At 47.2% G+C, this 25752-nt stretch carries 28 protein-coding genes, 2 pseudogenes and 1 riboswitch; of the genes and pseudogenes, 8 read left to right on the forward strand and 22 right to left on the reverse strand.

The annotated features are described in order from the left end of the window. Nucleotides 1-5 precede the first annotated feature (5 nt). The 3 genes from kdpF to P3X63_RS14830 form a co-directional block, all read right to left on the reverse strand. Nucleotides 6-83, reverse strand: coding sequence for a K(+)-transporting ATPase subunit F (kdpF, locus tag P3X63_RS22920; RefSeq protein ID WP_077737193.1), 78 nt, complete (start codon nucleotides 81-83; stop codon nucleotides 6-8). A gap of 225 nt (nucleotides 84-308) precedes the next feature. Then, nucleotides 309-453: riboswitch (cyclic di-AMP (ydaO/yuaA leader) on the reverse strand. A 227-nt stretch (nucleotides 454-680) separates the two neighbouring features. After that, nucleotides 681-1526 carry an aldo/keto reductase gene (locus P3X63_RS14825; RefSeq protein ID WP_142246099.1) on the reverse strand — a complete coding sequence of 282 codons (846 nt, stop codon included), beginning with the start codon at nucleotides 1524-1526 and terminating at the stop codon, nucleotides 681-683. 29 nt (nucleotides 1527-1555) lie between these two features. Beyond that, nucleotides 1556-2794 carry an MFS transporter gene (locus P3X63_RS14830; protein WP_026588038.1) on the reverse strand — a complete coding sequence of 413 codons (1239 nt, stop codon included), beginning with the start codon at nucleotides 2792-2794 and terminating at the stop codon, nucleotides 1556-1558. A 177-nt stretch (nucleotides 2795-2971) separates the two neighbouring features. Here P3X63_RS14830 and P3X63_RS14835 point away from each other — a divergent pair, with 177 nt between their 5' ends. Then, nucleotides 2972-3355 (forward strand): winged helix-turn-helix transcriptional regulator, encoded by a 384-nt coding sequence (locus tag P3X63_RS14835; RefSeq protein ID WP_026588039.1) that lies wholly within the window; start codon nucleotides 2972-2974, stop codon nucleotides 3353-3355. A 2-nt stretch (nucleotides 3356-3357) separates the two neighbouring features. Then, a complete protein-coding gene (locus P3X63_RS14840; protein ID WP_236251146.1) occupies nucleotides 3358-4050 on the forward strand; it encodes a Type 1 glutamine amidotransferase-like domain-containing protein in 693 nt (230 codons plus the stop codon). 59 nt (nucleotides 4051-4109) lie between these two features. On the opposite strand, the gene P3X63_RS14845 is transcribed toward P3X63_RS14840, so the two are convergent. Beyond that, nucleotides 4110-4943, reverse strand: coding sequence for a uroporphyrinogen-III synthase (locus P3X63_RS14845; RefSeq protein ID WP_077736348.1), 834 nt, complete (start codon nucleotides 4941-4943; stop codon nucleotides 4110-4112). A 103-nt stretch (nucleotides 4944-5046) separates the two neighbouring features. Here P3X63_RS14845 and P3X63_RS14850 point away from each other — a divergent pair, with 103 nt between their 5' ends. Then, nucleotides 5047-5994, forward strand: coding sequence for a cupin domain-containing protein (locus P3X63_RS14850; protein WP_026588042.1), 948 nt, complete (start codon nucleotides 5047-5049; stop codon nucleotides 5992-5994). 59 nt (nucleotides 5995-6053) lie between these two features. Here P3X63_RS14850 and P3X63_RS14855 read toward each other — a convergent pair whose 3' ends face one another. The 3 genes and pseudogenes from P3X63_RS14855 to P3X63_RS14865 all read right to left on the reverse strand — a co-directional run bounded on the left by P3X63_RS14855 (nucleotide 6054) and on the right by P3X63_RS14865 (nucleotide 8402). Then, nucleotides 6054-7016 carry an iron-hydroxamate ABC transporter substrate-binding protein gene (locus P3X63_RS14855; RefSeq protein WP_026588043.1) on the reverse strand — a complete coding sequence of 321 codons (963 nt, stop codon included), beginning with the start codon at nucleotides 7014-7016 and terminating at the stop codon, nucleotides 6054-6056. Nucleotides 7017-7093: 77 nt separating this feature from the next. Then, nucleotides 7094-7393, reverse strand: a pseudogene (locus P3X63_RS14860) (LysR substrate-binding domain-containing protein); the annotation flags it as partial. A 190-nt stretch (nucleotides 7394-7583) separates the two neighbouring features. Next, complete coding sequence (locus tag P3X63_RS14865) at nucleotides 7584-8402, reverse strand: helix-turn-helix transcriptional regulator (protein ID WP_277691241.1); 819 nt, start codon at nucleotides 8400-8402, stop codon at nucleotides 7584-7586. 110 nt (nucleotides 8403-8512) lie between these two features. On the opposite strand from P3X63_RS14865, the gene P3X63_RS14870 reads away from it, so the two are divergent. Both P3X63_RS14870 and P3X63_RS14875 read left to right on the forward strand, forming a co-directional pair. Further along, nucleotides 8513-9355 (forward strand): NAD-dependent epimerase/dehydratase family protein, encoded by an 843-nt coding sequence (locus tag P3X63_RS14870; protein WP_077736347.1) that lies wholly within the window; start codon nucleotides 8513-8515, stop codon nucleotides 9353-9355. A gap of 175 nt (nucleotides 9356-9530) precedes the next feature. After that, nucleotides 9531-9674, forward strand: a pseudogene (locus P3X63_RS14875) (helix-turn-helix domain-containing protein); the annotation flags it as partial. On the opposite strand, the gene P3X63_RS14880 reads toward P3X63_RS14875, so the two are convergent. Further along, nucleotides 9621-9758: a hypothetical protein gene (locus P3X63_RS14880; RefSeq protein WP_236251299.1), complete on the reverse strand. Its 138-nt coding sequence runs from the start codon at nucleotides 9756-9758 to the stop codon at nucleotides 9621-9623. The pseudogene P3X63_RS14875 and the gene P3X63_RS14880 overlap by 54 nt on opposite strands. Before the next feature lie 120 nt (nucleotides 9759-9878). Between P3X63_RS14880 and P3X63_RS14885 the strand changes: the two genes are divergently transcribed. After that, complete coding sequence (locus P3X63_RS14885; RefSeq protein WP_077736346.1) at nucleotides 9879-11099, forward strand: MFS transporter; 1221 nt, start codon at nucleotides 9879-9881, stop codon at nucleotides 11097-11099. A gap of 297 nt (nucleotides 11100-11396) precedes the next feature. Here P3X63_RS14885 and P3X63_RS14890 read toward each other — a convergent pair whose 3' ends face one another. The 3 genes from P3X63_RS14890 to P3X63_RS14900 all read right to left on the reverse strand — a co-directional run bounded on the left by P3X63_RS14890 (nucleotide 11397) and on the right by P3X63_RS14900 (nucleotide 16182). After that, the gene (locus P3X63_RS14890) at nucleotides 11397-14615 is read right to left on the reverse strand and encodes a bifunctional cytochrome P450/NADPH--P450 reductase (protein ID WP_077736345.1); all 3219 of its coding nucleotides are present in this window, start codon (nucleotides 14613-14615) and stop codon (nucleotides 11397-11399) included. Between the two features lie 33 nt (nucleotides 14616-14648). Then, entirely contained in the window at nucleotides 14649-15224 is a 576-nt protein-coding gene (locus tag P3X63_RS14895; protein ID WP_026588047.1) for a TetR/AcrR family transcriptional regulator, read from the reverse strand. Between the two features lie 364 nt (nucleotides 15225-15588). Next, nucleotides 15589-16182, reverse strand: coding sequence for a class I SAM-dependent methyltransferase (locus tag P3X63_RS14900; protein WP_026588048.1), 594 nt, complete (start codon nucleotides 16180-16182; stop codon nucleotides 15589-15591). Between the two features lie 285 nt (nucleotides 16183-16467). On the opposite strand from P3X63_RS14900, the gene P3X63_RS14905 reads away from it, so the two are divergent. Beyond that, the gene (locus P3X63_RS14905; RefSeq protein ID WP_077736344.1) at nucleotides 16468-16614 is read left to right on the forward strand and encodes a YjcZ family sporulation protein; all 147 of its coding nucleotides are present in this window, start codon (nucleotides 16468-16470) and stop codon (nucleotides 16612-16614) included. 101 nt (nucleotides 16615-16715) lie between these two features. Here P3X63_RS14905 and P3X63_RS14910 read toward each other — a convergent pair whose 3' ends face one another. From P3X63_RS14910 to P3X63_RS14940, 7 genes are all read right to left on the reverse strand, one after another. Continuing rightward, a complete protein-coding gene (locus P3X63_RS14910; protein WP_236251281.1) occupies nucleotides 16716-16871 on the reverse strand; it encodes a hypothetical protein in 156 nt (51 codons plus the stop codon). A 175-nt stretch (nucleotides 16872-17046) separates the two neighbouring features. Further along, on the reverse strand, nucleotides 17047-17196 hold the full coding sequence (locus tag P3X63_RS14915) for a YrzI family small protein (protein WP_077736343.1): 150 nt from the start codon (nucleotides 17194-17196) through the stop codon (nucleotides 17047-17049). A 396-nt stretch (nucleotides 17197-17592) separates the two neighbouring features. After that, entirely contained in the window at nucleotides 17593-17826 is a 234-nt protein-coding gene (locus P3X63_RS14920; RefSeq protein WP_026588049.1) for a YrhC family protein, read from the reverse strand. 84 nt (nucleotides 17827-17910) lie between these two features. After that, nucleotides 17911-19053 carry a bifunctional cystathionine gamma-lyase/homocysteine desulfhydrase gene (locus P3X63_RS14925; RefSeq protein WP_077736341.1) on the reverse strand — a complete coding sequence of 381 codons (1143 nt, stop codon included), beginning with the start codon at nucleotides 19051-19053 and terminating at the stop codon, nucleotides 17911-17913. A 1-nt stretch (nucleotide 19054) separates the two neighbouring features. After that, nucleotides 19055-19978, reverse strand: coding sequence for a PLP-dependent cysteine synthase family protein (locus tag P3X63_RS14930; protein WP_077736340.1), 924 nt, complete (start codon nucleotides 19976-19978; stop codon nucleotides 19055-19057). A 52-nt stretch (nucleotides 19979-20030) separates the two neighbouring features. Then, a complete protein-coding gene (gene mtnN, locus P3X63_RS14935; RefSeq protein ID WP_026588052.1) occupies nucleotides 20031-20726 on the reverse strand; it encodes a 5'-methylthioadenosine/S-adenosylhomocysteine nucleosidase in 696 nt (231 codons plus the stop codon). 20 nt (nucleotides 20727-20746) lie between these two features. Beyond that, nucleotides 20747-21388: a class I SAM-dependent DNA methyltransferase gene (locus tag P3X63_RS14940; RefSeq protein ID WP_077736339.1), complete on the reverse strand. Its 642-nt coding sequence runs from the start codon at nucleotides 21386-21388 to the stop codon at nucleotides 20747-20749. Nucleotides 21389-21577: 189 nt separating this feature from the next. On the opposite strand from P3X63_RS14940, the gene P3X63_RS14945 reads away from it, so the two are divergent. After that, complete coding sequence (locus P3X63_RS14945) at nucleotides 21578-21778, forward strand: DUF2536 family protein (protein WP_026588054.1); 201 nt, start codon at nucleotides 21578-21580, stop codon at nucleotides 21776-21778. A 41-nt stretch (nucleotides 21779-21819) separates the two neighbouring features. Here the strand turns inward: P3X63_RS14945 and P3X63_RS14950 are convergent, their stop codons facing one another. The 4 genes from P3X63_RS14950 to udk form a co-directional block, all read right to left on the reverse strand. Continuing rightward, the gene (locus P3X63_RS14950; RefSeq protein WP_077736338.1) at nucleotides 21820-22524 is read right to left on the reverse strand and encodes a YrrS family protein; all 705 of its coding nucleotides are present in this window, start codon (nucleotides 22522-22524) and stop codon (nucleotides 21820-21822) included. A gap of 64 nt (nucleotides 22525-22588) precedes the next feature. Continuing rightward, entirely contained in the window at nucleotides 22589-24343 is a 1755-nt protein-coding gene (locus tag P3X63_RS14955; protein WP_077737192.1) for a peptidoglycan D,D-transpeptidase FtsI family protein, read from the reverse strand. A gap of 54 nt (nucleotides 24344-24397) precedes the next feature. Then, nucleotides 24398-24874 (reverse strand): transcription elongation factor GreA, encoded by a 477-nt coding sequence (greA, locus tag P3X63_RS14960; RefSeq protein ID WP_026588057.1) that lies wholly within the window; start codon nucleotides 24872-24874, stop codon nucleotides 24398-24400. A gap of 240 nt (nucleotides 24875-25114) precedes the next feature. Beyond that, on the reverse strand, nucleotides 25115-25750 hold the full coding sequence (gene udk / locus P3X63_RS14965; protein ID WP_026588058.1) for a uridine kinase: 636 nt from the start codon (nucleotides 25748-25750) through the stop codon (nucleotides 25115-25117). Nucleotides 25751-25752: the final 2 nt, after the last annotated feature.

Raw genomic sequence — 25752 nt, forward strand, 5'->3', positions numbered from 1 at the left:
CCCAGTTAAAATTTTTCCGGATTCAACAAAGCATAGGTTAAATAAACAAACATGGCGATCACTATGGCAAAGAGACATATCATTTGGATTCACCCTCTCTATGAATGATCAGTCGTTTTTCCCGCCCACTTCACCAATAAAAGCAGCATCGCCGTTAAAGATGCGGTCACAGCCAGCATCACGATATCACGCACGTTTACTCACCTCCTCTCATTTCTGTTTTGAAGGCATGAAAAAAAGCCGCAAGAGAACAAACCTCTTACGGCTTTTTTTAGGCACAGTTAAGAAACCGTGCTTTCCGCACGTATTTGGGTTCTCTTTAAACGCTTACGAGGTTAGCTGTCGGATTCAGGTGCAAAGAGTCACCTTACCTTGAAAAAGGATTCACCCCAAGTGGCATGCCACAAAAAATTGGTTCCCCCGCTTCCGGTTGGAATTCAGCGGTTACGTAAATTGGAAATTTTATTCAGTTTTTTGATGAGATTTATATTACGCCCGTAAAACAGAAGTGTAAAGTTTCATAAGTGGTCAAATATGACGATATTCACCTTTTATCCCTCTATTATCATACTTTATTTCATACTTTCGTCTCTTTTCTTTAAAAATCTCACTTTTTCTAAAACGCAATTGTGAAAAAGCTGGACAACAAACACCGTTCGACCATCGAACGGTGTCATGACTTAAAAGTCAAAATTGTCAGGATCAGGGCCGACGCGGGTGTTCTCATTCAACCCGTCAATTTGCCTCATCTCCTCTTGTGTCAGCTCAAAATCGAATATATCCGCGTTTTCCGCAATCCGCTGCGGTTTGGTTGATTTCGGAATCGTGATGACGCCGTTTTGCAAATCCCAGCGCAATATAACTTGGGCAGCGGTTTTGCCGTGTTTTTTGGCGATGTCTTGTAAAAGCGGATGGTCGAGCAGCTGCCCCTGCATTAACGGAGACCAAGCTTCAAGCTGAATCCCGTGAACGCTGCAAAATGAATGAAGTTCTTTCTGTGTCAGGCGCGGATGGTACTCGACTTGATTGATCATCGGTTTGATTTTGGCATCCTTCAACAAATCTTCGAGATGGTGGATTTGAAAATTGCTGACTCCGATCGCTTTCACGCGCCCTGCTTCATAAAGGGTTTCCAGCGCCCTCCAGGCCTCTTTATACCGCCCTTCGACAGGCCAATGGATCAGATATAAATCCAGCGCATCAAGCCCCAATTTTTCAAGGCTCGCTTCATAGGCGGAGATGGTAGACTCATAGCCTAAATCATCATTCCATACTTTTGATGTGACAAATATATCATCTCTTGAAATACCGGCCGCCTTGATCCCTTCACGGATTCCCTGTCCGACTCCTGCTTCATTTCCGTAGATTGCCGCCGTATCAATGCTGCGATAGCCGTGGGCAATCGCCGTTTTGACCGCCTGAACCAGCTCAGGCCCTTCTTCCACCTTAAATACACCGAGCCCAAACCAGGGCATGTCCTTGCCGTTATGCAAAGTGATTCGATCTTGTAAATGTTTTGCAGTCATGATTGACCTCCTGATTAGTGTTGTTTTGATCAAGCGCAGTCTCCATCATCGGCAAAGAAGACTTTGTCAGCTTGATCATGTTTTTCATCTTTTCGTTCAAAGCTCCTGCATAAGCCTGTCAAAAGGACAGCGCCGAGCACCATAAACCCGCCGGCCCATGGCGTGTGGATCAGCCCGATCGAGTCTGTGATGATTCCTCCCACGTAAGAGCCGATGGCAATGCCTGCGTTAAACGCGGCGATATTAACGGCTGATGCGACATCCACCGCTCCCGGAACAAACCGCTCAGCCAGCATGACGACATAGACCTGAAGTCCGGGAACATTCATAAAAGCTAAAAACCCCATCAAAATGATCGTGATCAGCCCGGCTGTTTTAAACGGGGCTGTCGCTGTGAGAATGAAAAGCACTGCCGCCTGGGCTATAAACATATAAAATAATGCATCAAGCGGCTTTTGGTTTGCCGCCTTTCCGCCAATGATGTTGCCGAGGGCAATCGCAGCCCCGTATACGAGCAAAATAACCGCAACGGCTTCTGCCTTAAAGCCTGTTACATGCTGAAGCAGCGGAGATAAATACGTGAAGACGACAAATGTTCCTCCGTATCCAAGGGCCGTAATGATAAATAACAGGAGCAAGCGGCCGTTCGCCACAAGTTTAAACTGGCTCCGGAACGTCGTTCGCGCACCTTTCGGCAAATCAGCCGGGACAAGGATGCTGTTGGCGATCAACGCGAGCGCTCCAACGGCAACGATGGCCATAAAGGCCAATCTCCAGCCGAATTGCTGGCCGATGAAGGTGCCGATTGGAACACCTGTGATCGTCGCTACGGTCAGTCCGGTAAACATAATCGAAATCGCGCCGGCCCGTTTGTTTTCCGGCACCAGGCTCGCAGCAATCGTTGAACCGATTGACATAAACACACCGTGCGAAAACGCGGAAAGCACACGGGCGGCGAGCAAAACACCGATCGTTCCGGCACAAGCGGCGATCCCGTTTCCGATCATAAAAACGACCATAATCAAAAGCAGCAGCGTTTTCCGCGGGATCCGCGATGTCAATGATGTTAAAACAGGCGCTCCAAACGTCACGCCCAGCGCATATAAAGAAACCGTCAGCCCGGCCGTCGTCACGGGGATGTGCATGTCCCCGGCGATCAAAGGCAAGAGCCCGACGCTGATAAATTCCGTCGTTCCGATGGCAAATGCGCTGACAGCCAAAGCTAACAGCGCCAATATACTGCGCTTTTTATGCTGAATAGAAGACATTTTTCTCCTCCTTTTGTTATCGTGTATAGCAAACAACAGCCGGCACATGATATTATCATCCATCCGGCACATGATATTATCATCCATATAGAGATCAAAGAAAAGTACGCACTTTTAAGTATGATAGGAACCTAAAAGTGATATAGGCACTTTTTTGTACCCAAAAGGAGGATAAACATGAAGCAGAAAAAGTACAATATATCAGTTGAAGCGACCCTTGAAGTGATCGGGGGAAAATGGAAATGCGTCATCCTGTGCCACTTGACGCACGGAAAAAAACGGACAAGTGAATTGAAACGCCTCATGCCGAACATCACTCAAAAAATGCTGACCCAGCAGCTGCGCGAGCTGGAAGAAGACGGCGTCATCAATCGAATTGTCTACCAGCAGGTTCCCCCAAAAGTCGAATATGAATTGAGCGAATACGGACGGACGCTTGAGGGCATCTTAGACTCCCTGTGCGCCTGGGGCGAAAAACATATTACGAAAGTATACGGTGATAAATTCGCTGTTTTGGAGGACAGTGTGTTGAATGATAAATTGAAACAGGATCATGAATAAAAATGAAAAAGGAATGGGGATTGATGGGGAAATTGTTTCTTTCCGGCGGCGGAGACAAAGAGCAGACGCAAGCGCTGGATCGGCGGTTTGCAGAGGAAGCGGGGCCAAGAAAGCCGCTATTGTATATTCCGATTGCAATGGATGCCTCCATGTTTGATGATGGCTTTCAGTGGATCCAAAGGGTTTTTAAGCCGCTCGGCATAAAAGACATCACCATGTGGACAAATCTGAAAAACAAAACGATTCAAGATTTAGATCATTTTTCCGCCGTTTATATCGGCGGCGGAAATACCTTTCAATTATTAAAGCATATTCGCGATGCCCAGTTCAGCGATGTATTCAAAAACTATTTCGCAAACGGCGGCATCATCTATGGGGGAAGTGCGGGAGCCGTCATTTTAGGGCAAAATATCATGACTTGTTCCCATCTTGATAAAAACACTTTCGGGGTGCGCCGTTTTCAAGGTTTACAGCTTGCAGGAGAGTACTCGATTTGGTGCCACTACAGTCATGAAAATGACCCATTAATCAAACAGTATATCAAGAAATTCCATAACCCTGTCATCGCACTTACTGAGGAAACAGGAGCCCTCGTCAGCAGCAAGGGCATTCTGGCGGTCGGATCGAAGCCCGCCTGTGTTTTCAGGGGGGAACGCAAATTTGTCGTTTACCCGGATGATTTTATCCATCTGTGACGAAAAAAACGCTTAGGCAGCCAGCCCAAGCGTTTTTTCGTTTTAAGCCTCCACGGTAATCAACTTCCATCAAACTCAGGGTTTCTGTCCGTCTCATAGAACCTGGACAGTTCAACGATCATCGCCCCCATCCGTTCGAGCTCAGGCGCAAGCAGCCGCACCACACCTTCTTCGCTCAATGCCTCTGCCGTCACCTTTCCGACGGCTGCTGCAAGGACGTGGTCCTGAAACGCTTGGACGATTTTCTCCCGCACTCCGTTTTCCTTTGCGAATTTGAAAAGCGAACGGACTTGGACGGCCGTTGTAAAGCAAACGGCATCCACTTCATGATCAAGCAGCTCTTGGCACAGTAAAGCAACGGTTTCCTCATCAGGCGCGACATGCTGATATGGAAGAAGCGGGAAGACAGCGGCGCCTTTTTCCTCCAAAAACGCAAGCAGTGATGGCGCGTTTTCGCCGTGGAGCTGAACCATAACCCGCTTACCGGTAAAATCATAAGGTTTAAGCGATTCAATCAACCCCTTCGTCGTTCCGTCATCATCAGAGGCTGTCGGCGTGATGCCGAGCTTTTTCAAGGCGGCGGCCGTTTTGTAGCCCCTTGATGCCGCTTTTGCCTGACGGATGACCTGCAAAAAGCGTTCGCCGATTCCAAGTTTCTCAGCCAGACTGACAAGTGTTTCCGTACCGATTCCGGTCGTGAAAATCACCCAATCGGCTCCTGTTTCAACAAATGTCTGCAAATCAGGCCCGACCTCTTTTTCCGCCAAAAACACGGTACCTTGCAGGGAGCGGACGACGGGAATTCCGCCCTGCTTTTTGATGAGTGTGCTCATTTCCTCAGTTTTACGCGATGCGCCGATGGCGATTCTTCTGCCGTTCAATCCTTTCCCCAATACAAATCCCTCTTTCTTTATCGTTTTCTATTCAGATCGCTGTTTACTAGCATCTTCCAAATGAGATATGATTGAATTATCAAAAAATAAGGAGGTTTTTTTCATGTCCACTCATTCTCAATTTGAAACGCGAATAGAGCATTTGACGAAACATGCCCGTTTTTTTGAGTATACCACTGCCTCGGACCCGATTGGAAGCGGAATAATCAGCCCGGTGCCTGTGAAAGAGTTCGGCCCTGAATTGTATGAGACAGGTGAAACGCGGATCATCCCGCTGGACATCTCCGAACAACTGAAGACGGATTATGCTGCTTCAAGCCCTTCCCTTCTCGCGCATTTCATCAAGATTTGTTCAGGCGACACGATCGAGACAGCGCCTCGTGCGACAAGCGAACTTTATTACGTCATTGAAGGCTCAGGCACTACAGATGTGAACGGTGAAACGATCAGCTGGAAAAAAGGAGACTTTTTTACACTGCCCGCAGAATCAAACAGCTGCCACCGCGCAGCCGCAGATACGGCCATCTATTATATTACAGATTCGCCACTCCTTGATTATTTAGGAGTCAAACCCGCTAAAGCACGCTTCAAACCAACCCTTTACACTGCTGAACAAGCAAAGGCCAAATTAGAGGAAGCAGCCGCATCCCCTGACGCCCATTTACGAAACCGCATCTCCGTTCTGCTCAACAACGAAATCTTTGACCAAACGCTGACGATCACACATGTCCTGTGGGCTATGTTCGGCATCGTCCCGCCCGGCTCCCGTCAAGCGCCGCACAGCCATAAATCGGTCGCTCTTGACTTTGTCGCCTATGCGGCACCGGGCACGTATACATTGGTCGGAAAGCAAATCGATCCTTCCACAAAAGAGATCATCGATCCGATTCGAGTGGACTGGGAAACCGGAAAAGCCTTTATCACACCACCCGGTCTGTGGCACTCCCATCACAATGAATCGAATGAGCCAGCCTACATTATTCCGATTCAGGATGCAGGTCTGCAAACTTATCTTCGCACATTGGATATTCAATTTCAGCATTACGAGTGAAAAAATGCTGCAGCGGGAAGCAGTCCTTCTGAGATACTGACTTCCCGCCGTTTTCCAAACTACTTTTCAGCCTGTTCGTTTTGCTTTACAAGCATATCGGCAATTTCTTCTGCCTGTGCTTGAACGGCGTTTGGATCATACGGCCAGAATCTGTCAGGGTCAAGGAAAAATACCCGGCCATTTTTCACCGCGTCAAGCGACTTCCAAACTGAATTGTCCTGATCAAGCTTTCCGCTGTAGGATTCATCGACGAATATGTAGTCTCCGGCATATTGAGGAAGAACTTCTAAGGAGATAACCTTGTATCCCTCTGATGCATCAATGGCATCTTTTTTGACAGAATCAGGCGGTGTCAGCCCCAGCTGCTGATAGATGGCTTCTCCTCCCCTATACCCGTAAGCGCCATAGACATACAACGATTTTGCATAGGCCCCGATCAAAGAAAACGTCTGATCTTGAACAGATGCAGTTTTTAGTTTCGCGCGGGCTGCTTCCATTTTTTGATTAAACGTTTTCGTCCATTCCTCAGCTTCTTTTTCCTTGCCGAGCAGCTCGCCGAATGTTTTCATTTCCTCGCGGGCATCCTTAAATGTGCCGAACGGATAGACAACAGTCGGAGCGATTTTTGACAGTTTTTCATAGACTTTTGGATCGTTATTCATCGAGACGATCAAATCGGGCTTCAGCTTAAAGATCTTTTCAACTGACACTGAAACGCCGTCTTTCGCCCCGATATCTTTCATTCCGGACACTTGCTCCTTAATATAAGGGTTTTCCAGATACTTCCCCGTTTCACCGACCGGCTTGATTCCGAATGCGAGCATTGTTGCCGCATAGCCGATCGTCACGACCCGCTTCGGATTGGCCGGGATCTTGACATTTCCATTGATGGTTTTCACCACTCTTGTTTTCTCTTCATTCTTCACTGATGCTGCTTGTTTCTGGCCGCTTTGACAGCCGGAAAGAAATAGAGCGAAAGCGAGTAAAACGATAAATATATAAGAATCATGCTTTTTCCTCATGTCCAATCCTCCAATTGATAATAATTATCATTATCAATATACAGGATATTCGTTATCTTGAGAAGTCCTTAATTGATTTATGGCTGGTCAGACCGCTCGTTCCGCCGATAGTATTCGCTGACAAATTCTTTAAAGTTGCGACGTGCTTACGGCGAGACCGATCTTCCCCTCAGAACGGTCGTCTGAAACCCGGCAAAATGCCACTGGAGAAAATGGACATGCTCTGCCGTTTTCGGCAGGATTGCCGCACCAAGCCCTTGCTGATACTAGACCCAAAATCGAAGACACTTCTTCCCCTTCAAAAGCAAGCTTCGGGCTGATGGAGAGTTCCCGGCACATTTGTTGAACACATATCGAAGACCATACCCCGGCTTAAAACGGTGCAATTGACCGGCAAATGGCGGCCCTGTGGCCGCCAGACTTCGTTACGCTGATGCTCGCCTTTAATCTACTGCCGGTACTTTCGTTACGGCTTTGATAGGATTCCACTATCCTGACGGGCAAGAGATCATACTAACAGATCATGAGAGCTGCTCCTTAACAGCAGTCACAAGTAACTTATCCATCTCACAAAGTGCTTATTAAACTTTGCAAACGCGCTGCCGTATCTGTTGAAGCTGTATAAATCATCATCTTCAAGTCGGGATTTTTTGACGGTTGGAGAATCACATGTTCAAACTCCATCTCTCCGATATGAGGATCGTAACTTCTTTTGTAGCGATCCGTAACGACCTGAACGTCATGTAACGGCCATAACTCACAAAACAGCTGACTGGTTTTCATTAATTCCTCAATGAGCTCATGAAACCTCGGATCATCGCGTAAATGTGCATAATCTGCACGAAACTGTGCGATCGCAATTTGTGCTTTGTATTTGTCCGACCCTAGCAAGCCGCTCGTTAAAAGGTGTTTCAACCAATTGGTTCTCTGCTGCATATGATTGGAAAATGGCGGTAATAGGAAAACGAATGCAGCCGCTCTGTTCCATATCAACAAATCCCAATATCTATTGAGAATAAAAGCTGGATGAGGTTCAAGAGCACTTATTGTCCGTTCCAAACCCATATTCATTTGCTCATTAACTGCCCTTTCCTGTTGTGCCGGTTTTGCAAGAAGGTGGAGGTGTTCACGTTCATCCTCCGTCAATCGCAACGCGTTTGCGATGCTATTGAGTACATCCTCTGATGGATTGACACTTCGACCTTGTTCCAATGAGGTATACCATGAAGTTCCAATATGGGCAAGCTGGGCTACTTCTTCCCTTCGAAGTCCCGACACCCGTCGTCGTCCATAAGATACCAACCCAACATCTTCTGGAGAAAGGCGTTCGCGACGAGAACGTAAAAAATCACCTAGTAACTTTTTGGAGGGAATCTCCTTCATCATACTCCTCCTTATCCTGATATTCCTAATCATACGATAAACACAGGAAGGCGGCTAATCGAGCCTTCTATTAAGCTAAACCTGAGACATTCAAAAGCTGAGGAGGATTAAAAATGAACATTTTTGTAACAGGAGCTACAGGTAAAATAGGAAGCCGTTTTGTCCCCCGGATGCTGGAGCGCGGACACCAAGTTAAATTGTTAGTCAGGAACACCGCAAAAGCGGATTGGCTTTATCAGCAAGGGGCCGAGCTTGTAGAAGGCGATCTTTTGCAGCCGGAAAGCTATATCGACGATCTCCAGGGCAATGATGTTGTGATTCATTTGGCTGCACAGTTCCGGGGGGTAGACGAGAATACGACTAGAACAGCAAACCTCGATGGCAGTATAGCCTTAGCTCATGCAACGTTGCAGGCGGATGTGCCAAGATTTGTTTTTACCAGTACCAATAACGTCTATGGTTCGGTTAATCGTTTGAGACCAAACCGCGAAGACGACGAGCTTAGACCCGTTCATCCTTATCCTCAAAGTAAAGTTGAGGCCGAAGAGGCGCTGCTGCAGCTTCATCGCGAACAGGGATTGGGAGTGCGCATCGTTCGGCTGCCCTTTGTTTATGGTGAGCGCGATCCCCACATCACGGAAAGTCTGCCGTACTTCCGTAGTTGGAATCCAGCCAAAAGAATCCATATGGTACACCATGCGGACGTAAGTCAAGCCCTGATGCTCGCCGCCATTATACCGGGTTTTGATGGCCGAATCTATAATGTTGGCGACGATGCGCCCATCTCGATTGCGGAGCTTTTTCAACTTGATAACAGCAAGATACCGTCAGAAGCACTGCAAAAGGATTATGATCCGTGGGAGATGGTCGTCGATACAACGCGAATCAGAGACGAACTAAACTATCGACCGATTTATCCTTCGTTCTACTCGGCAAGAGATGCAGGTGCATTGTAATAAATTTATGGTAACCGTAATGAGAACAAAAGCGACATTCCAAGAATGTCGCTATTTATTTATCCTCATAAACAGCTTGCATGGAAGGACGGTTTGTGAATATGCAATGCCATCGTTCTAATATGTTTATTTGGTTCTGACAACCACAACACCATTTTCTACGGGAGAACCTAACATAAGCTACTCCCATCTTAGCACAATTGATCGGGGACAACTGGAAGCGCTGTATCGATTGGGCTGGCCATGCCGCAAGATCGGGCATGAGCTAGGTCGTCATCCCTCTACCATCGCACGGGAACTGAAACGCGGCGGCAGCCGGCTGGGAAATCCTTTGTTCCTGGGCTGCTTTTGTAATTTTATGCCTGCTCACGGCCATGAAATGGTCAATTTGATAGTGTTCCAATGCTCATCCGCTCCTTCATAACTAAAACGCATGATGATGATAGTTATTATAAATTAGACACATCGCAAATGAAAGCGTACCATGAAACATAGATTCTCATTCTAGAAAAGAGGAGCTGCCATGACTTACATACAGCCGCATACGAAGGATTATCAAAAAGCAAGCATCGCCTTATTCATCAGCGGTTTTGTGACATTTGCCACGCTTTACACGACACAGCCGCTCATGCCTCTGTTTGCGGAGGAATTCGCCATATCGGCGGCAGCTGCAAGCTTAACATTATCCATTTCAACTGGAATATTGGCGTTTGCCCTACTGACTGCAGCCGCATTGGCGGACGGATTCGGCCGGAAAACGATTATGACGCTCTCGCTTTTTTCCACCTCTATCCTCGGCCTTTTGACAGCCTTCAGTCCGAACTTTGCATCTCTCATTGTGATGAGAGGCCTGCTTGGCTTTTTTCTGGCGGGTGTTCCGGCCATTGCGATGACATATGTCGGGGAAGAATTCGATCCGAAGGGCCTTGGCAAAATGATGGGGCTCTATATTAGCGGCACCAGCCTGGGAGGCATGAGCGGAAGGCTCTTGACCGGTCTATTAACAGACCTTTTCGGCTGGAGGGAAGCGCTCGGCATCATCGGCGCCATTTCCGTCATCCTAAGCTATCTGTTTTGGGTACTGCTGCCGAAGCCCCGGCACTCTGTGAAAAGAAGGGCCGATGTGAAAACAATTTGCGGCGCCTATAAGGCTGTCCTTGTCAACAGACGGCTGATGCTGTTAATTTCGCTTGGTTTCATCCTCATGGGAAGCTTTGTCACGATGTTTAACTATATCGGCTTTCAGTTGACCGCCCCGCCTTACCGCCTGTCACAAACCATCATCGGACTGATCTTCATCGTCTATTTGGCGGGAACGCTCAGCTCGGTTTATATGGGGAAGAAAGCCGACAGCTTCGGCAGTCCGTTCATGATCAAAATCGCCGTCGCTATCATGGCTGCGGGGGCATTGCTTACACTTTTCCCCCAGCTTCTTTTGAAAATAGCCGGCATTGCCGTCTTTACGTTCGGATTTTTCGGCGCCCATTCGATCGCCAGCTCCTGGGTTGGGCAGACGGCAAATGAAAAACGCGTTCAAGCCTCATCTCTTTATTTGCTCAGCTATTATCTCGGTTCAAGCTTAGCCGGTTCTTTCGGCGGTTTTTTCTGGAACCATTTTCACTGGACGGGAATCATCGCTTTCATTACAGGGCTCATTTTGCTCGCTTACCCGGTTATTTTCTTGGCCGAAAAGAAAAAATCAGAATATGGTGCATGCCGGGAAAAAGGCAATCACTTTAGCTAAACTTTTTTCAGGCTGTGCCGATATAAAGCTCAGGAGCCGGCATGGCAATTCCTTCTGAAGATCAGCCGTTTTTAAAAGATTGCACATAGTCCGTCATGTTGGCTTTTCCTTATACCGTTTTCTAAACGGATTCCTGACTTTTGTTTTTTTGAACATTTGCCACGGGTGGATATTGATCCAAGCGGCGCACCGCCAAATATCCTCTCCGCGGCAGCTTTATTTTGTATCACTTTGCCCCTTGGTCAATAATAAATAAAGAGACATTCTGATGACAGAATGTCTCTTTTTACCGTTCGCTCACCTTGTCTTAACAGCCTCAACTTCCGGCGTCATGTCTGAAACGCCGCCCCCGTCCCAGACATCTTTTGTATATTGTCCTTTCGCCTGGAGGGCGTTCAGCCAGTTTTCGGCTTCTTCTCGGCTGGCATGATTGACATTTTGATATGCCGCACACAGGGCATGCTCAACATCTGGAGCCATTCTGCTGCCGTCTCCGCAGACGTACAGGCGGGCGCCGTTATCGAGAAGGTGTATCAGCCTTTCCAAGTCCTCTTTGATCAGATCTTGCACATATGTTTTCGGCCGATTTTCAAGACGGGAAAATGCAGTATGCAAATGAACGAGCCCGTCTTGCACCGCTTTCTCCAGCTCCTCCTGATACAGGTAATCCTGCTCAGGGTGGCGGCAGCCGAAATACAGGTGCGCTTCACCGAGGTTCGCGCCGGCGTTTTGTTGGCTGCGGCGCGCCTGAAGAAAGCCGCGGTAAGGCGCAATTCCCGTTCCCGGCCCGATCATGATGATCGGCGTTTCCGGATCCTCAGGCAGACAGAAGCCCGACTGCGGCCGGTGAATAAAGCATGCGATCGTCTCTCCTGGGGAGAGGCCCGCCAGGTAGTTTGAGGCGACTCCGCGGTATTGCCCGCGTCCGCTTAGAGCAGGACCGTTTACAACAGCAACCGTTATGCTTGCTTGCCGCTGTTTATGCCGGGGCGAGCTTGAAATCGAATAATATCTCGGTTTGAGTGAAGGCAACAGCGCCAAAAAGCGGGCAAACGGCAGTTCACAAGCCGGATATTGTTCAAGCAGATCGAGCATCGTCAGACGTTTCCTTAAGACTTTTTCTTTATACAATTCGTCCTCCAGCAGCTCGTTGAGCTCCTGCTTATGCGGCGGACACGCTGTATAAGCGGCCAATTCGCGAAGCTGGGCTCTTGTAGCCGGCTCCTGGAGCTCAACACTGTTTGTCAAAAGGTCTGTTATCAGAACCGGGCGGTCTTGCGGCAAATGGGAGGCGCGGCCTCCGCTGATCTGCACGTGCTCATCCCCGTTTAAGCCAAACCGTTCAATGACCCTCCTGATCAGCTCCCCGCCGTTTTGCGGCAGCACGCCGAGATGATCTCCTTCGACATATTCGACCCCGTCAGGCAGGACAAGCTCAAGATGTCTTGTGCTTCTCCCGCTGCCTTCATACTGCAGCTCGCGGTTGACTGCGATTTGTGCAGAAAATGCAGCATAAGCTTTGGCAAGCGGTGCGGCGGCAGACGCCTTGACAAATTCGACAGATAGTTCTTGGCCGGCCGTTTCCGGCTGAGCGGGTTCTTTTAAAGAAAATGCTTTTCGTAAAGCCGGCCAAAGATCGCTTTGCCACTCTTCGAACTGCCCTTCAAAATCATCATTGGCATCCCCTTCACCCAGCTTTAACAGCCGCTTTGCCCCTTTTCTTTCCAATCCGCTGTCAATCAGACGGGGAATCCGCTGATAGGTGCTTGCCCAGCTCCGGTTTCCGCAGCCGAATACGGCATACTTGACACCGGACAAATCGTCTTGATGATCGCGTTCAAGCCAATCGACAAATTCCTTCGCATTATCCGGGGGATTTCCGTTATAGGAAGCTGTGACAACAATGACCGCTCCCTCTTTTGGAAGGCTGCCTTTATATTGGTCAAGCTCTGCCGTCCGGCACATAAAGCCTTGCCGGCGCGCCCGATCAGCGAGCTCGTTTGCCGCCTCTTCGGCCGTTCCAAGATTTGAACCGTAGAGCAGATAGAGAGGAATGCCATGCGCGTTTTCCTGCGGGGCTTTGGCGAAGCGTGCTTCCCCCGGTTCGCTCTCTTTTGCTTTGCCGGCTGGGACCGTCATCATGAGCTGCTGCTTTCGCGGTTTCACCCGCATCGTGAACCCTTCGGGCTTTAAGGTCAGCGTTTCTTTTATTTTTAATTGATAATTCGTATGGTCTTCCAGTTCAAAATGCTGAAGAATCATTCCGAGCACCAATGTGGCTTCATGCAGCGCGAACTGCATGCCGATGCATGCCCGCTGTCCATTGCCGAACGGTTTGTAGGCGTGCTGGGGAATGCTTTTCATCTGTTCAAAACGCTCCGGCCGAAAGTTTTCGGCATCTTCTCCCCAGACGCTCTGATCCCTGTGCAGTTTTGGTAATAAAACCGATACAACCTGGCCTTTTGGAATCAAGTATTTTCCGCCGATGACCGTTTCCTCCTTTGCGTATAAAGAAAAGGAAGGAGCTGTCGGCCAAAGCCTGATGGATTCGTTTAAAATCATGCGGATATACTTGAGCTTCTGTACTTGTTGATACGAAGGGACAGGATCTGTCAGCACGCGATCCGCTTCTTCATATGCTTTTTTTAGCTTATCAGGAGATTTCAGAAGGAGATAAAGTGCAAATGACAATAAGCCGCTGGTCGTCTCGTGCCCCGCGATCAAAAATGTAATGATTTGATAACGGATATTTTCATCATCCAGCTTTTCACCCGTCTCGGGATCCTTCGCATGAAGCATGAGGGACAAGAGGTCATCGCCGCTTTCTCCGCCGGCTTCTTTCCGTTCGGCGATGATCCGGTCGACAAGTGCAAACATCGATTCTATGTCGCGGTTAAATTTGCGCCTTGTGTTGACCATCAGTTTATCCTGCCATTCAAAACGCTTCGTCTGCCTCATCGCTTCATGCAACCCGCGGACCATGCTTTCGATGAACGGATGCTGTCCGTCGCGGTAAAAGCTGTTGAAGCGGAAGTTGAAGCCGCACAATCCGATTGTATCAAGCGTGAGACGCGTCATATCATCCGGAACATCAATGCTTTCATTTCGATTGAGCCGGGACCATTTTTGAATGAGCTGAACGGCAATGTCCTGCATCATCGGATGGTATCCCTTCATCGCTTTCTGGCTGAAGCTCGGGAGAAGAATATTGTGGGCTTTCCGCCAGTTGGGCTCGTTCGTCCAGCTTGTAAACAGCCCGTCTCCGCTGAATTCGCGAACCTTTAAAAGCCCTTTTCCCATGTTTTTATCGAACCGTGATTCATCACATACCTCTCTTGTCAGTTCATGGTTGGAAACGAAAACGCCGACGGCATCCCCGAATCGAAATTGAAAGATCGGCCCCAATTCGTCTGCGATTTTCCAAAGAGACTGGGACACTTTGTTTTTGTCAAGCAATGGGAGGTTGCCGAGCGGCCCGTATGTTTTCGGAATTGGAATTGAGCTTAATGCGTTCATGAACATCATCCTTTCTATTTTGAAAAAAGCAGGTTACCCATGATGTTTGATGGCATTCCAAGAACATGCCTGAATCTCTTCGATCAGTTCGGAAGGATCTTCAATTTCCCCAGCTTTGACGAGTTTTTGAATGTGGACAAATGCGCCGAACACCATCGCAGATAAAATATGGGAAGGCAGCGGACAAATGATGCGCGCTTCCTTTCCTTTTTCAAAAAATGCGTAGACAAAATCCAGCAGGTCATTCAGTACGTCCCGGCTTTCTTCAGTGAGATAATGGGAGGTTTTATCAATCTCCAGAAAATAGAGAGCATGGACATTTTCCTGGGAGAATCTGAACAGGCAGCGGAAAATATGCTGAAACTGCTCGCGTATGCCCGCAGAATGTCCGGGATGGCCCTCTTCCAGCTTTTTTTTGAAGCGTTTCACACTATCTTGAAAGAGAACATTTACAAGGCCTTCCTTGCTGTCAAAGTATCGGTAGATTGTTCCCGCTCCGACGTTTGCCCTCTCAGCGATCATCGGGATGGTTGCGGCATCAAAGCCCCGGTCTGCAAAAAGGACGAGCGCAGCCTCAATGATCCTCTGATATTTGCTTTTTTGTTCCACATGAATTTCCCCCAAGCAAAACGGAATGAACATTCATTCCGCAGATTCCTTTATATTCCCTTTTGACAGATCATCACAAAATTCCTTTTTCAATATAAAAATTTTTAATCAAAAAGCAAAATGAGGATGAACGGCCTATTTTTTGTTGTATGATAAATTACACAACAAAAAAAGATCAGGATATTCCTTCCTGTCTTTTGATAGTATTCTTATATATTAATTTTTATGTCTAATTTCGTTTGTGATATAACGGCTGCACAAAAAAAGAGCTGATGATGAACAGCTGGGTTTGTCTTTTGACGCGAGCCGACTTAAATTCTATGAAAAACGCAAAAACCCTCTCATGTTGAGAGGGTGGCTGCCTTTATTTTACCGCTGTTATGCAGCAATCTTTGTCACGCATATGTACGGTGATGTCCCTGAAATGGCTCTCTTCGAGCAGGCGCTTGATTTGCTGTTCGGTATATAGAGTATCTCCTTTTGCCTGTCTTGAATGTTTCGTTTGCCCGTTAAGGTGAACGGTGAAAAACACGGTGCCGTCGACCTGCAGCACTCGGTAAAACTCCTTTAATGCCTGCTGAATATCCGTCCCGCCATCCATCGCATGGATCGAGAATACTTTATGAAAAGAGCGGTCGGCAAAAGGAATGTGTTCGGCATGGCCGACTTTCACTTCCGCTCTCCCTTCTTTTCTTAAATGGCGGGTGCGGCGCAGACTTTGTTTTACCATCCTTTTGGCGGGATCAACCCCGCAGGCTGTTCCGCTTTCAAGCTTTTCCGCTACCCGGCATAGCACCGCTCCGCTTCCCGTTCCGATTTGCAGAATGCGTTCATGCGGGCGGACATCCAATAACTGAATGACCCATTCGTTTATATCATGATTCATATAAGAAGCGGTCCATTTCGAAAACATCCCCCACGGACTCCGCAATCGTTTTCCAAGCCATTGTTCAAACACGTTAAAACACCTGCTTTAATCTTTTTAGCCCGAATTTTGTTTTTAGCATCGGACAAATGAGAAAACAAAACGGGCCTTACTACATCATATCGGTCAGCAAGACAGAATATTAAAAGCATTGGCCAACATATCTTGACCCGCACTTCTCAAGACTAGACGGATTCATATCGGCAAATGTTTCGCGCACGCTGAAAAAGCCTGCAATGAAATGGACTATCCGCCCTTTCAATCATTGATATAAATGCATAGGATGTAAGGAACTTTCACTAAAAGGTGGTGCTATTTATGGGCTTTGGTTATGGCGGTTTCGGCCGCTGCGGCGGCTATGGCGGCGGCTATGGCTACGGCGGTGTCGGTTATGGCGGCGGCTTTGCGCTTATCGTCGTTCTCTTCATTCTTTTGATTATTGTTGGCGCTTGCTACGTCTGCTAAATGAAACGGAGGGGGTGTTGTTCACCTCCTTCATTTTGTTTTCCGCGCTTCCCAGACAAGCTGAAAAGTAAAAAGAGCAGAAAATAATTTTCTGCTCCTTCCTAATAATAGTACCAATAATAAGGCGTCCAATAACCGGATTGGCGCGCCCATTCCATTCTTTGGCGGCGATACGGATTTCCGTAGCCATGCTTAAAAGAATGGGGCATTGATGTATATCCATGGCCGATAAATGGCATTCTGCCGTCTTTCTGCATATTCATCACCTGCATTCATCTATTGCATTTCTAATCTATATTATGCAGACAAATGAAATGCGGAACCGATGCCGCCCCGGCTAAACCTGATCCTTCTCCTGTGTATAATGTGCCAGCAATTCCCTTCTGAATGTCATTTTTATCTCCTCCTTTATTGATTGTATGACTTCCGTGATCAGCGCTGGCTGTTCAAATAAAGGTACTTCAGCTGCTGATCTTTCATTTCACTGTACATTTGTTCGATCTCGTATTCTCGCTCGTACTCTTCCGGACTTTTAAATCGCTTTTGAATGGTTAATGTTAAAAAGAATAGATTAATCGTCATGTCGCTCACCTCCTTTCAAGTTTGCTGTTCAAAATAAAATAAGCCCGCAGATCATCTGACAAACCTGCGGGCGCAAACCAAAACCGCCAGATAAAAACAACAAAGTCTTTATCTTGCGAGGAGCAGCGTATTGTTTTTCCTTCCTAACGTTTCACTGTGCGGCATAAGCAGCGGTTAAGGAAGGGCACAATGTCTCCCACAGGTTGAATGAAGCATGGTATTCACAAAGTCTAGTGTATGTAGTCAATGTCTGTTTCATGTTCATCAACCTCCTCTGCTTTTTGTTTACTTTGTAAGTATATCCATCAAATTCCTGTTTGTAAACCTTTTTTTCAAAAAATGGACGCATTTTAGGGCGCTCAAAAAAGGCAGAGAACTCAATATGAGTTGCTCTGCCTATGATTCTTCCATTTCATCCAATTGTCTTTTGTATTTGAGCGAGCGTTTCACACAAAAGAAAGCGCCGGCCAAAAAGCCGCATGTCGCAAGCATCATCACCGTTTTTTGCCCTGCACCCAACCCTTGGCCGGGAATGATGGAGCCGATATATAAAAACGCGCTTACACTGAGAAGTGTAAAAGCAAATTGTTTGTAATCTTCCATTAACGATTTAACCTTTTTCTGATGCATGTATGATCACCTGCCTGGTTCATAGTCGATATGAATCAGAATAACATAGATTAACAGATGATCAGACATGTAATTTTAGCCAATTTATGAAAGCGGAGCGAGCGCCTGGCTCAAGTCTTCCAACAGATCATCCATGTCCTCAATTCCGACAGAAATGCGGATCAGTCCGTCTGTGATGCCAAGCTCGAGCCTCCGTTCGCGCGGGATCGATGCATGGGTCATCCGCGCCGGAACAGAGATCAGGGATTCCACCGCACCCAGACTTTCGGCGATGGTAAACAGCTTCAGTCGTCCTAAAACGATATCGACATTTTCCTCCTCGCCGATATCAAAGGAGATCATCCCGCCGAATCCCTTGCTTTGCCGTTTAGCCAGCTCATGCCCGGGGTGGGACGGCACCCCTGGGTAATACACCTTTTTGACGGCATGATGCTCTTCTAAAAATCGGGCGATTTTCCGGGCATTTTGTTCATGGGCTTCCATTCTCAAACCGAGCGTCTTCATGCCCCTCATCAAAAGCCATGAGTCTTGCGGGCCAAGAATGCCGCCGGTGGAATTTTGGATGAAGTGAAGCTCTTCTCCGAGTTCTTGAGAAGCAGTCACCACAAGCCCCCCGACAACATCGCTGTGCCCTCCTAAATATTTTGTCGCGCTGTGAAGCACGATATCGGCGCCAAATGAAAGCGGGTTTTGGAAATACGGTGTATAGAATGTGTTATCCACGATCAGCAAGAGATCATGTTTTTTCGCTGTTTCAGCGACCTTTTGCAGGTCGGTGATTTTTAAAAGCGGGTTTGTCGGGGTTTCGACGTAAATCGCTTTCGTATTCGGTTTGATCGCTTTCTCAATGTCGCCAGTGTTGCTCGTGTCGCTGAAGGTCGATTCGATGCCGATGCGGTTCATCACCTTTGTCATGACACGGTAGGTGCCGCCGTAGACATCATCTGTCAAAACGACATGATCGCCGCTTTTAAACAGCATCATGACCGCTGTTATGGCCGCCATTCCAGATCCGAACGCATAGCCTGCTGCCCCTCCTTCAAGATCTGTGATTAAAGCTTCCAGCGCGCTTCGCGTCGGATTTGCCGTTCTTGAATATTCATACCCCGTATGCTGTCCGGCCCGCGGCTGTTTGTACGTGCTGACTTGATATATCGGAACCGAGACGGCGCCTGTTTTTTCATCTCCCGTTATACCGCCGTGGATCATTTTCGTTTTTTGCTTCATCTTACATTCCTCCTTCATAGATGTTTTTGCTTAAATAACGGTCGCTGCCGTCAGGAAAAATCGTCACAATGTTTGTGCCCGGCTCCGCTTTTTCTGCTTCTTTCAATGCCGCAAATAAAGCAGCGCCAGACGAGCTTCCGATCAGGAGGCCTTCTTTTTCAGCGGCTTCCTTGACGAGCCGGAACGCATCTTCATCGAGGACGGTGTAGATCTCATCAAAGTGCTTTTCGTCCATGTAATCGGGAATGAACTCCATTCCGATTCCCTCTGTTTTGTGTCCGTGCGGTTCTCCTCCGTTTAATATCGAGCCTTCCGGTTCAACAATGACCGTTTTAACGGCCGGATTTTGTTCTTTCAAAAAGCGGGCAGTCCCGGCAAAAGTCCCGCCTGATCCGGCTCCGGCGACAAACACGTCAACCTTCCCGTCAAGATCCTGCCATATTTCCGGCGCAAGTGTTTTGTAGTAAACCAATGGATTTACTCGGTTTTTAAACTGTAAAACGCAATAAGAATTTGGAATTTCCCTCTCCAATTCAAGAGCCCTGTCAATCGCGCCTTTCATCCCTTTCTTTCTCGGCGTGTGAACAATCTTTGCTCCGAGCGCTTTCATGATCGACCGTTTTTCCATGCTGAAATGCTCGGGCACGCAAAAAATGGCGGTGATTCCGTGTTTTCTGGCGGCCATGGCCAATCCGATCCCCGTATTGCCGGCCGTCGCTTCAATGATCGTGCCGCCCGGTTTCAGCTTTCCTTGCTGGAGTGCGTCATCAATCAGCACTTCTCCAAGGCGGTCCTTAATGCTCCCGCCGGGATTCATCATTTCCAGTTTTGCATAGATGTTGACCCCCTTAGGTATGGGAAAATTCAACAGCTGCAATAAAGGGGTTTTGCCGATTAATTGTGTGATATCTGTGATCACATTCATATTCTTTCCTCCTTCAGGAAGGTGCAAAACAGAGGGGAAAGCCCCCCCTGTTTTAATTGATTCTTTTGATCATGCGGAGTACGAGGTCTGTCGAATGCTTTGCAGCCTGATCCAAGAATTTGTCAAATGATACTTCAGATTCCTTTCCGGCAATATCTGAGAGCGCTCTGATCACAACAAACGGGGTGTTAAATTGATGACAGACTTGTGCGACAGCCGCCGCTTCCATTTCCACCGCATAAAGATCTTCAAATTTGCCGCGGATGAAAGCCACCCGTTCGGGGTCGCTCATAAAGGAGTCGCCTGTTGCGATCGTTCCTTTGACCACCTGGATGTGCCCCAGTTGTGCCGCTTCTTCTTCGGCTGTTTTGACCAATGCGCCGTCAGCCTGAAATGCGGCCGGAAGATTTGGAACCTGTCCATATTCATAATCAAAAGCCGTGACATCGACGTCATGATGGCGGACTTCCGTAGATATGACGATGTCCCCGACATTGAGGGAGTGATGGAAGCCCCCGGCTGAACCGGTGTTGATCACAACATCCGGTTTAAAACGGTCCAGCAGGATCGTCGTACTCATGGCCGCATTCACCTTGCCGATGCCTGATTTTAAAAGGACGACGTCTTTTCCTTCATAGCTCCCGCTTGTGAATTCACAGTTTGCAATCACTTCCCGGTTTGTCTCTTCCAATTTGCTCCGCAAAATCGTGACTTCTTCTTCCATTGCTCCGATAACTGCTATTTTCATATCATAACATCCCTTCAAATTTACAATTTTGCCGCTTCCATTACCCAGACAAAATCATTATGCTTTTGAAAGGCGATCCTGAATTGTTCTGAGGTAAAGATCGTTTCCATCTCGGAAAGCGTCGGATAATGTTCTGTTTCAAGGTCTTCCGCCAATTGGTGAAATTCTTTTTCCTTCGCCTGTTTGACGGCGGAAACAAAGGCTTCGCTATCCTTGAAGACGGTATCAGCAAACACTATTTTACCATGCTTTTTAAGCATTTTTCCATATCGCCCTACCGCTTCCTGTTTTTCTTCGTTTGTCAGATGATGAAAAGCATAAGAACTCACGATGGTATCAGGTGTAAACGGAACTGACGGAAAGTCGAGAAAATCTCCGTCCAAAATGGCTGTGTCTTTCGGCAGCTTGCCTCTGGCAATGGCTCTCATCGCTTTTGACGGTTCAACAGCGCAGACTTTTTTTCCGGCATCGAGCAACTTTGCAGTCAGATTGCCTGTGCCTGGCCCGAACTCGAGCACTCGCTCGCCGGAACGCCTGACGACATCGTCCAAAATACCGTCATAGTTTCGAAAAACTTCTTGATACTGTATGTCATGCCCCACGACTGTGTCATCATAGGAATCTGCCCAATGATCAAATAAAGAAATAAATTCTCTTCCCATTGTATCGCCACTCTCCACTTATTTTTATAATTCCTATAAGTATAGTATGATTTAACGATTGATTAGTTCTTATCCTAACATCATTTATTCATTTTGCATACAAAAATGGTTTGGCTTTGTTTCTTCTTGCCACAAGACCCGCTTCTTTGATTTAATAAGAATGACTTGAAGCAAACGGAGGATTGGTTTATGAAATTCGAACTGGATCTGATCAAGGAAAAAGTTGAATTTTTTGAAGCCCCGACACTGGAGGAGCTGGAAAAGAAAGTGAATCAGCAGATCGAAAACAATCAGGCGATTTTGTTAAAGGTCCATTCGGTTTCCCACCAGACGGCGGTCATCGACGGACGGATCCTATACAGTGCTGTGGTTCATTTTAAAGCGGAATAAAAAAAAGCGGCCGGGTTCATTTTAACCCGCCGCTTTTTCCTTTATTTCAGCTTTTCGACCTTTGTCGGTTTCCAGCCTTTTCCGTCAACCCATGTGATGGCCACTTGATATTTCACTCCGCTGTCATTGGTTTGAATCGTTCCTTTCGCGTCTTGAGGACTACCGTTGTTTCCAAGCCAAATCACGGTCATGTTGTCTTTGGAAACGCCTGTTGCATAAGAGATGGCTTCAAGCATCTCGGCCCAGTCTTGTGAAGAAGAATCGTATGTGGCCGTATGCTCTCCGCTTTGTTTTGTGCCGACAGGCTTCCAGTTCGGGTTGATGATCGTCTTTTCGACGTTGGCGCTGGAGCCTCCTTCTTTTACTTCGGCCCCTTCAAACGGATCGTCGGATTTTTCTTTGTCTTCGTCTGAAGCGGTCTCTTTTTCCTGATCTTTATCAGCATCGGAATCTGATGCGCTGTCTTCTTTGTCAGCTGAGTCGTCTTTCGTTTTACTGTCATCTTTGTCTTTCACATCTTCATCAGAGGTTTGTTTTTTATTGTCTGATGCAGGCGCTTCTTTCGTCTGTTCAGAGTCGTTTTTTGAGACGTCCTGTGTCGCCTGCTCTTTCGGGCTGTTCATCATCAGGCTGCTGGCGACGACAACAATCAACACCAATACGATGCCTATTAAAATGTTAAGCACAAGATTTGCTTTCCTGCGCTTATCACGATTTTCAAATCGAGATTCCCTTGATTCGCTCAATTCTTTGCACTCCTTTACTCCCTCTTGCCTCGCTTCTTATTTTATCATCACCGGAGGCTTTCTTCTATGTCTGGTTCTTTTCAATTTCATATACTTTTTTAACAATATCATAAAATACTGCATTTGTCGCAGCCTTACCTTCCGGCGTATCCATATGCACGACAGCGAGCGCGTATTTTGGCTTGTCCGCCGGAAAATAACCGGCAAACCACTTATGGTAAAGCGTTTGTTCATCTTTTGACTTCCGCCCGGTTTGCGCAGTGCCCGATTTCCCCGCCACTTCAAAGGGAAGGTCGCGGAAGCGCCGGCCTGTCCCCTCGTCTGATGTGACAACTTTTCTGAGCAGCTTTTGCAGCTTCTGCGCAGTATACGGATCAATTGTTTCTCCCGGCAGATCCTGGTCTTTAAAAGCCGTCATCAATGTGCCGTTTTTGTATTCGATCTCATCAGCGATTTTGACTTGCTTTTTCTCGCCGCCTCTCGCGATCGTAGACATCATATTGGCGATCTCCAGAGGCGTCAGCTTCACATTCTTTTGGCCGATGGCGGTCTGCGCCACCGCTTTTTTGACTTGTTTATCCCGGTCATCCCCCCAGATCGACCCGGCTGTTTCACGGTAAAACTGCCTGAAATGGTCTTGATGGTAAAGCTTCCCTTCCCAGCCGACGCGTTCGGTCAGGCCGAGCTTTTGCGCTGTCTTTTCAATGATGGAGCTGTTTTTTTCCACAAGCTGCCCGGCGAGGGTTGTAAACGTGTAGTTGCAGCTCTGTGCAAAGCTGTCTTCGATATTCAGTTTCCCTTTGTCTTCCCCTGGTTCACCGTAAAGGTTCAAATTGCAGTTGAATGTTTTCGACGGATGATCCAAACCGTTTTCAACGGCTGCTGCTGCGATCACCGTCTTAAAAACGGAACCCGGGTACATCGGTGTGAGCATGTAGTTTTGCCGCGTTTTTTGCGAAGCCATGTTTAAGTCGGGCTTGCTGGCGATCGCCAGTACACTGCTGTTTTCGATATCGATTAGAACAGCGCCGCCTTTTTCTAATTTTTGCTCACTTAACACGTCTTCCACCGATTCCTGAATCTTTTTATCAATCGTCGTTTTGACTTGCAACGGATAAAACGGATTTGCGTCAGCTGTATATTTGACGTCCATACCGAACAAAGGGTTTCCCATACCGTCAACATGATATAAAAGCTTCGTTTCTTGTTCGGGAAGCAGGAATTCATCAAATGTCCGTTCCATGCCGAATGTGCCGATTTTTGTGCTGATGGACAAGTCGTCTTTATGCGGGTATTTGCTGCGGAGAAGGTCCGGATCTTGGTTTGTCATGCCAAGCGTATGGGCTGCGAGTCTGTTTTTTTCTGTTTCTTCTATGTATACGCCGTAAAGTCCCGGATATTTCAACTTGTTGATTTTTTCGAGCGCCGTCTTTGAAATGGGCTTCCCCTCATGTTTCGTGAGAATGACCGGTTTTTTCACGCTTTCCAGCTTTTGCTTGATCTCTTTTTTCGATATGTTTAAAATTCCGGCCGCTTCCTCAATCGGCCATTGCTGTTTATTTAAAAAAGGAAAGAAGATGATGGCCGGCTTTTGACTGACGGACAAGTGTTCGCCGTTTCGGTCTAAAAAAGATCCTCTTCCATCTGAAATCTGAACCGCTTCGGTACGCTGTTTGACACTTTCCTCAATAAGGTTCACATTCCGTTTTGAAAAGGATTCCGTAAAAAACAGTTGGATTTCCGCCAATCTGAACAGCAGAAATAAAAGGGCGGCTGAAATCAGTATAGAGACCCATTTCATACGCTTTCGCAATTTCATCATAAAAACACCTCATCCACATTGTGGACGAGGCTATGATCTGCTAAACAAATTTTAAGAAATTTTCACAATTTTTACAAGCATTTCTCCGCCCGGGGTCTGTACAGTGACCTCGTCTCCGACCTGTTTGCCGATCAGGCTTTTGGCAATCGGGGAATCGTTGGAGATTTTTCCTTCAAACGGATCGGCCTCCGCGCTGCCCACAATCGTATAAGCTTCTTCTTCACCATCGGGAAGCTCCTTAAATGTGACGGTTTTTCCGAGGGTGACAATGTTTGAATTTGCACCATCGTCTTCAATAATCTTCGCATTCCGAATCATATTGTCAAGGGTCGTAATACGCCCTTCTACAAAGGCTTGTTCTTCTTTTGCAGAATCGTACTCGGAGTTTTCAGAGAGGTCTCCAAAGCTTCTCGCGACCTTGATGCGCTCGACAACCTCTTTGCGTTTAACCGTTTTCAAATACTCGAGTTCTTCTTCAAGTTTTTTCTTCCCTGATTCAGTCATAGGAAATACTTTCTCTTGTGCCATTGTTCCTTCACTCCTTCTAGTTGGTCCCTCATCACTTGTATGTGAGAGTATAGACTTGAATATACAAGAATGAGGACAACCCATGTCCCCTTCTTCTCTCCCATATTTGTAAAGTATAATGAAAACCGGATGGAAGGCTCCGGTCAATCGTGCTTATACAGTTAAAGAAGGGCTCAAAGCGAGATCCCTTCAATTTCTATACATAATATGGTCAGAGTAGTCTTTGTCTATGCTATGTTATTATAAAATCGCGTTTTGTTCAAGAATTGTTTGTATTTTGGTCACCATCAGGTCGATTGCGACGCGGTTCTGGCCGCCCTCAGGAATAATGATATCAGCATAACGTTTTGTCGGTTCGACAAATTGATTATGCATCGGTCTGACGACGGAAATGTACTGCTCAATGACAGAATCAATCGAGCGTCCGCGCTCTTTAATATCCCGAAGCATTCTTCTGATAATCCGCAGGTCGGCGTCCGTATCGACATACAGCTTGATGTCCATTAAATCGCGGAGCCTTTCATCCTCAAGAACAAGGATTCCTTCCAAAATAATAACATCTTTCGGATCGACATGCACGACTTCTTCTGAGCGCGTATGCAGCTTATAGTCGTAAATCGGCTTTTTAATCGGCCTGTATGCCAGCAATTCGTTCAAATGCTCGATTAAAAAGTCATTATCAAATGCAAGCGGATGGTCGTAGTTTGTATTCAGCCGTTCTTCAAATGGCAGATGGCTTTGATCTTTGTAATACAAATCCTGCTCAAGCATTAAAATGGAGTGGCCCTTGAACTGTTCATAGATGGATCTGGTGACGCTCGTCTTGCCCGATCCTGAGCCTCCAGCTATTCCAATGACTACCGGTTTCTTCCCCATGC

The sequence above is a fragment of the Bacillus sp. HSf4 genome, from assembly GCF_029537375.1.
Classification (GTDB): domain Bacteria; phylum Bacillota; class Bacilli; order Bacillales; family Bacillaceae; genus Bacillus; species Bacillus sonorensis_A.

Excerpts from the sequence above, each read along its gene's own strand:
- mtnN (WP_026588052.1), bottom strand. The coding sequence starts at position 20,726 with ATGAAAATAGCAGTTATCGGAGCAATGGAAGAAGAAGTCACGATTTTG.
- P3X63_RS14905 (WP_077736344.1), top strand. The coding sequence starts at position 16,468 with ATGGGCTTTGGTTATGGCGGTTTCGGCCGCTGCGGCGGCTATGGCGGC.
- P3X63_RS14850 (WP_026588042.1), top strand. The coding sequence starts at position 5,047 with ATGTCCACTCATTCTCAATTTGAAACGCGAATAGAGCATTTGACGAAA.
- P3X63_RS14945 (WP_026588054.1), top strand. The coding sequence starts at position 21,578 with ATGAAATTCGAACTGGATCTGATCAAGGAAAAAGTTGAATTTTTTGAA.
- P3X63_RS14910 (WP_236251281.1), bottom strand. The coding sequence starts at position 16,871 with ATGCAGAAAGACGGCAGAATGCCATTTATCGGCCATGGATATACATCA.
- P3X63_RS14855 (WP_026588043.1), bottom strand. The coding sequence starts at position 7,016 with ATGAGGAAAAAGCATGATTCTTATATATTTATCGTTTTACTCGCTTTC.
- P3X63_RS14865 (WP_277691241.1), bottom strand. The coding sequence starts at position 8,402 with ATGATGAAGGAGATTCCCTCCAAAAAGTTACTAGGTGATTTTTTACGT.
- P3X63_RS14915 (WP_077736343.1), bottom strand. The coding sequence starts at position 17,196 with ATGACGATTAATCTATTCTTTTTAACATTAACCATTCAAAAGCGATTT.
- P3X63_RS14955 (WP_077737192.1), bottom strand. The coding sequence starts at position 24,343 with ATGAAATTGCGAAAGCGTATGAAATGGGTCTCTATACTGATTTCAGCC.
- greA (WP_026588057.1), bottom strand. The coding sequence starts at position 24,874 with ATGGCACAAGAGAAAGTATTTCCTATGACTGAATCAGGGAAGAAAAAA.
- P3X63_RS14885 (WP_077736346.1), top strand. The coding sequence starts at position 9,879 with ATGACTTACATACAGCCGCATACGAAGGATTATCAAAAAGCAAGCATC.
- P3X63_RS14825 (WP_142246099.1), bottom strand. The coding sequence starts at position 1,526 with ATGACTGCAAAACATTTACAAGATCGAATCACTTTGCATAACGGCAAG.
- P3X63_RS14940 (WP_077736339.1), bottom strand. The coding sequence starts at position 21,388 with ATGGGAAGAGAATTTATTTCTTTATTTGATCATTGGGCAGATTCCTAT.
- P3X63_RS14930 (WP_077736340.1), bottom strand. The coding sequence starts at position 19,978 with ATGAATGTGATCACAGATATCACACAATTAATCGGCAAAACCCCTTTA.
- P3X63_RS14920 (WP_026588049.1), bottom strand. The coding sequence starts at position 17,826 with ATGCATCAGAAAAAGGTTAAATCGTTAATGGAAGATTACAAACAATTT.
- P3X63_RS14890 (WP_077736345.1), bottom strand. The coding sequence starts at position 14,615 with ATGAACGCATTAAGCTCAATTCCAATTCCGAAAACATACGGGCCGCTC.
- P3X63_RS14870 (WP_077736347.1), top strand. The coding sequence starts at position 8,513 with ATGAACATTTTTGTAACAGGAGCTACAGGTAAAATAGGAAGCCGTTTT.
- udk (WP_026588058.1), bottom strand. The coding sequence starts at position 25,750 with ATGGGGAAGAAACCGGTAGTCATTGGAATAGCTGGAGGCTCAGGATCG.
- P3X63_RS14925 (WP_077736341.1), bottom strand. The coding sequence starts at position 19,053 with ATGAAGCAAAAAACGAAAATGATCCACGGCGGTATAACGGGAGATGAA.
- P3X63_RS14835 (WP_026588039.1), top strand. The coding sequence starts at position 2,972 with ATGAAGCAGAAAAAGTACAATATATCAGTTGAAGCGACCCTTGAAGTG.
- kdpF (WP_077737193.1), bottom strand. The coding sequence starts at position 83 with ATGATATGTCTCTTTGCCATAGTGATCGCCATGTTTGTTTATTTAACC.
- P3X63_RS14840 (WP_236251146.1), top strand. The coding sequence starts at position 3,358 with ATGAAAAAGGAATGGGGATTGATGGGGAAATTGTTTCTTTCCGGCGGC.
- P3X63_RS14830 (WP_026588038.1), bottom strand. The coding sequence starts at position 2,794 with ATGTCTTCTATTCAGCATAAAAAGCGCAGTATATTGGCGCTGTTAGCT.